The organism is Actinomadura rubrisoli (assembly GCF_004349215.1).
Classification (GTDB): Bacteria; Actinomycetota; Actinomycetes; order Streptosporangiales; family Streptosporangiaceae; genus Spirillospora; species Spirillospora rubrisoli.
Genome location: NZ_SMKU01000490.1, coordinates 1 through 5,360, shown reverse-complemented (window position 1 = coordinate 5,360; position 5,360 = coordinate 1). Strand labels below are relative to the sequence as shown.

At 61.8% G+C, this 5,360-nt stretch carries 5 protein-coding genes and 1 tRNA gene; 4 read left to right on the top strand and 2 right to left on the bottom strand.

Features of this window, described 5'->3' with window-relative positions; genetic code table 11:
* Positions 1-143: 143 nt before the first annotated feature.
* On the top strand, positions 144-1,313 hold the full coding sequence (locus tag E1298_RS43740) for a hypothetical protein (RefSeq protein ID WP_131903274.1): 1,170 nt from the start codon (positions 144-146) through the stop codon (positions 1,311-1,313).
* Between the two features lie 50 nt (positions 1,314-1,363).
* Here the strand turns inward: E1298_RS43740 and E1298_RS43735 are convergent, their stop codons facing one another.
* Positions 1,364-2,041 (bottom strand): HAD family hydrolase, encoded by a 678-nt coding sequence (locus E1298_RS43735; protein WP_165975948.1) that lies wholly within the window; start codon positions 2,039-2,041, stop codon positions 1,364-1,366.
* 87 nt (positions 2,042-2,128) lie between these two features.
* Between E1298_RS43735 and E1298_RS49940 the strand changes: the two genes are divergently transcribed.
* The 3 genes from E1298_RS49940 to E1298_RS52065 all read left to right on the top strand — a co-directional run bounded on the left by E1298_RS49940 (position 2,129) and on the right by E1298_RS52065 (position 5,269).
* Positions 2,129-2,983 (top strand): helix-turn-helix domain-containing protein, encoded by an 855-nt coding sequence (locus E1298_RS49940; RefSeq protein WP_207945209.1) that lies wholly within the window; start codon positions 2,129-2,131, stop codon positions 2,981-2,983.
* Positions 2,983-3,336: a hypothetical protein gene (locus E1298_RS49935; protein ID WP_207945208.1), complete on the top strand. Its 354-nt coding sequence runs from the start codon at positions 2,983-2,985 to the stop codon at positions 3,334-3,336. The genes E1298_RS49940 and E1298_RS49935 overlap by 1 nt, the downstream gene beginning before the upstream one ends.
* Before the next feature lie 1,051 nt (positions 3,337-4,387).
* Positions 4,388-5,269, top strand: coding sequence for a tyrosine-type recombinase/integrase (locus E1298_RS52065; protein ID WP_131903275.1), 882 nt, complete (start codon positions 4,388-4,390; stop codon positions 5,267-5,269).
* On the opposite strand, the gene E1298_RS43720 is transcribed toward E1298_RS52065, so the two are convergent.
* Positions 5,226-5,300: transfer RNA gene (locus E1298_RS43720), tRNA-Val, on the bottom strand. The two genes, E1298_RS52065 and E1298_RS43720, sit on opposite strands and share 44 nt — an antisense overlap.
* Positions 5,301-5,360: the final 60 nt, after the last annotated feature.

Below are 5,360 nucleotides of genomic sequence, written 5' to 3'. Positions count from 1 at the left end.
CCACGGGTGGTCAAACGCCAGCGTCACAATTCTTTCCGCGTGAAGAAATCTACGGACCATGGAGTGCGACACCCGCGCCCGCCAGAAATCTACCTCTTCAGTCCAGCTGCCTAACTAAATGGCATTGACCTCTAGGGTGGGCGATGGCCACAAGTCAGGGTGTTACGGAGAACGATAAGATAATTAAGCTTCTTCTGACACGTACGCTTCGCGTGCGTGGTTTCAGAAAACTATGCAAAAGCGAGGAATCAGATTATCATATTGGCGCCACGAACCTAAGCGTGAATTTGCTTTTCTCGATACTATTGGGCTTGGCGATATTTGCGACCCAAGAGTTGGCTTTGCATTTTTGGGAAGCCGCAATACTTGTCACTGGCTCACTATTTCTCGTCGTCATAGCTGCACTAATTATTAAGGCATCTCAAATCTTTGGCTACATATTGTTCTTGGCCACCTGGATAGGCGCTGGAGCCTATGAACTCTGGCAGGGACAAACGGGTGTGTTCTGGTCGCACATCTTCCCTTTTACTTTGGTACTTGCTGTGCGGTGGTCATGGTCAGCACTAAAAGTTGCCTGGAGGGTTCCACTCTTTATTCCGCTCGCTCTAATTCTTGTGCTTCTTCCTTTGCTTACAGAGGACCCATGGCGCTTGGCTTCAGATGCCCACTCCAGGATTCCCTGGGTGGCAGGTGTTTCGATTGGTCCGCTGGCGTTTCTCTTCATCGCACGGCTAATCAGAATTAATCCCGACGAAGTAATTAACGCTGCATCATCTCGAATTTTAAGCAGAGAGAAAACGGCCGAAACCGCTCTTGCTCTGATCAAAGAAAACAAGGCGGATGACGATGGCGAGCTCGACGATGACGATGCCCTGTTTCGCTTGCGGCTTGCGTTCCCGTCGAGTGTGGATACTCAACGTCTAGAGAAGACGGCTCAAGCTGCCCGCCGGGCCCTTCAACTTCGTGCGATTCGTGTCTTTCTTGTGCTGACATTTGGAATCTTTATAGCACTCTGGGTCCTGATCTATGTTCTAGCCTGGGCGGCACTCCCAATTTCACTAGCCATGGAGTGGTCAAAGCATGCGGTTCCGGTAGAAACTTTCGATCTAGTAGGAGTTAATGTCTCTTTGCCCTTGGGTCCATACCTTCTCGTTGCAACACTATTTGCCTGCGTTGCCTGCGTGGGATTTCTCAGTTTTGTTCTGACTGAGGAACACTATTACGAACCTCTATGGGCTAACGTGGTTGAGCAACCTGCAGAAGAATACGTCCTGCTGGCCCTCGCCTACATTGACCTCGCGGATAACACTTAATAATTTAGATCGTGCATTAAATGGCAGGTGTATACCCAAAGACCGAGAGCCTAAAGAGGCAACTCGGTGACCTCTCGAAGGGATGATAGAACTTGCAGAGCCCCGGCATCCCGAAGTTGCTTTACGGTGGTATCTCCCGTAGCTACGGCCACTATCTGGGCCCCTCCTTTATGGGCTGCTTCCACGTCACTCTTGGTGTCGCCTATTATGTAGGTGGTTTCGCGGGTGTAGGTGTGGCCGGTGCGGGTGGTGGCTCGCGCCTGGGCGATGGGGACTAGGTTGGGGCGGATTGAGTCGTCTGTGCCGTAGGCGCCTATTTCTAGGTCTAGGTAGTGGACTAGGCCGAAGGTTTCTAGTTTGGCTATGGCTGAGGGTTTGGGGTTGCCGGTTAGGACGGTTTGCGTGATGTCCGGTAGCTCGGCGAAGGCTTGTAGGGCTTCGCGGGCTCCGGGGAGGGCTCGGCCTCGTTGGCACATCTCGTCGGCTCGGGCTCGGTAGCTGGCGGCTTGGACCTGGACGAACTTTTCGAAGTAGTCGCCTGGGTCCTCGATGTCGTAGAGGTCGAGGGTCTCTCGGAAGATGACTTGTTCGGTGCGGCCGGTGACGTCGGCTAGGCGGTCGATCTTGCGGCCGGTGACCTGCTCGAACGCGTCCTTGAAGACCTCGCTGCCTACGCCTCCGGTCTCGATGAGCGTGTGGTCGATGTCCCAGAGGATGAGCTTGTGCACGCTGCGAGATCCTTCCCGTGCTGCGGTTAGTGGCTCTGGCTGCCTACCCTGGTCTCTGGCAGTCTTCCCGCCCTCCGGGAGTGGAACGTGTCTGAGTCGGATGAGATCGGCATCGGCGAGCGCTTGCGGTTTTACCGGCAGGGTCGGAAGAAGACTCAGGCCGTGGTGGCTGGGCTTGCGGGTGTGAGTGAGGACTACGTCTCGCAGATCGAGCGGGGCGCGAAGACTCCCACGATCGGGCTGTTGCACAAGTTCGCGCGGATCCTGGGCGTCCAGGTGTCGGTTCTGCTGGGGGAACCGCAGTTTGAGCGGAACGGCACGATTCATCCGGTGGCCTCGGAGCTGCATCGGCGGATGATGTCGTTCGGCGAGCCCAGTGGTGACGGCGTCGACCTTGTGGCGCTGCGGCAGAGGGTTGATGCGGCCTGGGGTGTCTGGCAGACGTCGCCTCGGCGGTACTCGGAGGGCGCAGAGGTCTTCCCGGCGCTGCTGTCGGATGTCCAGGCGGCGGCGCGGTCGTTTCGGGCCTTTGGTGAGGTGGAGGAGCGGCGGGAGGCGGCCCGGTTGTCGTCGGACATGTATTTCCTGCTGCGGACGTTCGCCAAGCGGATCGGGCGGACGGACCTGTCGTTGGTGGCTGCTGACCGGGCGATTGCGGCGGCGTACGAGACCGATGATCCGCTGAGGATCGCGGGGGCTCACTGGAACCTTGGTCACATCCTGATCGCGCAGGACGAGGCGGAGGCTGCGGAGGAGACGGCCGTCCGGGCGATCGAGGAGCTGAAGCCGCACCTGGAGGACGGCGGCGACTGGGTGGCGATGTCGGGGGCCTTGTGGCTTGTGGCGTCGGTTGCCTCGGTGCGGCAGGGCGATGCTTGGGCGGCTCGGGATCGGTTGCGGGAGCATGCGTTGCCGGCGGCCGAGTCGACGGGTGAGGCGTGATGTGGACGGTGTTCGGGCCGACGAACGTCCACCTGCACGCGATGAGTGTCGAGATGGAGGCCGGGGAGTCGGCGGAGGGGCTGAGTATCGCCGACCGGATCGACGTGACCTCGTCGCCGTCGCTGGAGCGGCAGACCACGTTCTATCTGGAGCTGGCGCGGTTGCATGAGCAGCGCCGCGACGATGCGGCGGTGTTGCTGCACTTGATGAGCGCGGAGGCCAGTGGGCCGGAGGATCTGCGTTACAACCTGCTCGCGCGGGATCTGGTGCGCGGGTTGCTGAAGCGGGCCCGGCCGAGCATGGCGCCACAGGTGCGTGCGCTTGCTCGTCGTATCGGCCTGGTGGCCGCGTAGGGACCCGTACCGGGAGGCGACCCGAACTGAGAGTTCGGGTTGTGTGCTCGCTCCGCTCTTAACGTCGTCGGACGACGTTCACGAAGCGCGGTCAAGGAGCCCCACCTTGCAGAACACCCCTTCGAGCCCCACGTCCGGTGAGCCGTGCGTCTCGTGCGGCGGACGGCGAACCAAGTACGTACTTCCCCGGCGGCGGCTGGTCGTCGTCCCCGCTGATGCTGCGGCGGTGGCTGCTCCCGCGCCGGTACGTGAGACGTGCCCGCGGTGCGCTGGTACCGGAATCGAGGCGGCGTGATGGCGGACGGTACAGAGCGCGCCGTAGGAGACTCGGCGGAGGGCGCTGGTGGAAGCTCTCAGGATCGGCTTGCGGCACTTGGTGCCCATCTGGCTGCGCGCCGTCTTGAGACCAAGCTGACCGGGCGCGGCCTCAAGGTCATCAACCCGAATAGCGGCGGTTGCTGTGACGAAGTGCGCCACGCCGCTGACACGATCACCTGTCGCGCTCGCCGCGATGATGGTGGGCGACGGTGGTACTTCAGCTCGTGGGGCGAGCCCATCGCGCCCGCCGACCAGGTCACTGACGCGACCGTCTACATTCTGGGCTACCTCGTCCATCGCTCGGAAAGCCCAGGAACGAGCCGGTAATGGCTGCGCGTACGTCGGCGGCAGAGCGAGGTGTGTGCGCACCTGCCTTCGGGACGGCGTTCGGCTGATCTGCTTCTTTCCGGGCATTGCGGATCATTGGCATGTAAGCACTACGCGGCTGGGGAAATGGCAGACGTTCCCCGAACGGCATGACCGCGCTACAGCGCTCAAAGCGGTTCGTGATCTTCTTGTCTTCGACGGCCGGACGTCGGGCGACCCAAGGTTCAGGGACGCGGCTCAGGCGATCGATCGCGGCTATTGCTCGTATGTGATCGGTCAGTGCTTCTACGTGGCGTTTGCGTGCTCTTGCCCGCAACTTCCTAGAGAAGGGTTTACGGTGCCCGGATATAGAAGCCGGGCATAAGCTGCAGGATCGGCGGCGCGAACGGCCAGGGAGTGGCCGGCGATGCTCCTCGAAGCGGGAGTGGGCGCGTCCGAGGTGGCGAAGGCGTATCGGCTGCTGCGGGCGGTGCTCATGACCGCGACCGATGACCTGATCATCGCGCGCAACCCGTGCCGGATCAAAGGGGCCAGCGAAGAGAAGCCGGACGAGCGGCCCGTCCTCACGGTCGCCCAGGTCTTCAAGCTGGCCGAGATGCTCCCGGAACATCTGCGGGCGCTGGTGCTCCTGGCGACCTTCGCGAGTCTCCGGTGGGGTGAGGTCGTCGTCCTGCGGCGGATGGACCTGGACCTGAGTGCCTGCACGGTCTCGGTGCGGAGGGCTCAGGTGGAGTTGGACACGGGTGAGTTGGTCATCGGCCCGCCCAAGTCACGGGCGGGCCTGAGGACGGTGGCACTCCCCCAAGCGATCGTCCCGTACCTGCGGCGGCATCTCGGCAACTTCACCAGCTCTGAGGATGACGCGCTGATCTTCACGGGCAAGCGGGGCGGGGTGCTGCGGCGGTCCAACTTCCGGCGCGCGTCCAAGTGGAGTGAGACGGTGGCGAAGCTCGGCGTTCCGCAACTGCACTTCCATGATCTCCGGCACACGGGCAACACCTTCGCCGCGGACTCCGGGGCCTCGCTGCGCGACCTCATGGAGCGGATGGGCCATGACAGCGTGCGGGCCGCGATGATCTACCAGCATCGGACGGCGGGCGGGAACCGCGCGATCGCCAAAGCCATGGACGACAAGATCAACGGGACCGACCAGGACGACGATGACGAGGCGGGTGGAGGGCTCGCGCTCGTGGGCCAATGGCACACAGACCCCGTTTCCTTGATCGGAAACGGGGTCTTCTGGCTGGTGGGCGCGGCAGGTTTCGAACCTGCGGCCACTCGCTTGTAAGGCGAGTGCTCTACCCCTGAGCTACGCGCCCGTGTGGTCTTGACCCGGGAAAGCGTACCGGGTGGGTGGGGGGTACCGCGAAACGGGCGGG

Bases quoted from the DNA above. Each gene is read 5' to 3' on its own strand.
- E1298_RS43740 (WP_131903274.1), top strand. From the start codon at position 144: ATGGCCACAAGTCAGGGTGTTACGGAGAACGATAAGATAATTAAGCTT.
- E1298_RS49935 (WP_207945208.1), top strand. From the start codon at position 2,983: ATGTGGACGGTGTTCGGGCCGACGAACGTCCACCTGCACGCGATGAGT.
- E1298_RS52065 (WP_131903275.1), top strand. From the start codon at position 4,388: ATGCTCCTCGAAGCGGGAGTGGGCGCGTCCGAGGTGGCGAAGGCGTAT.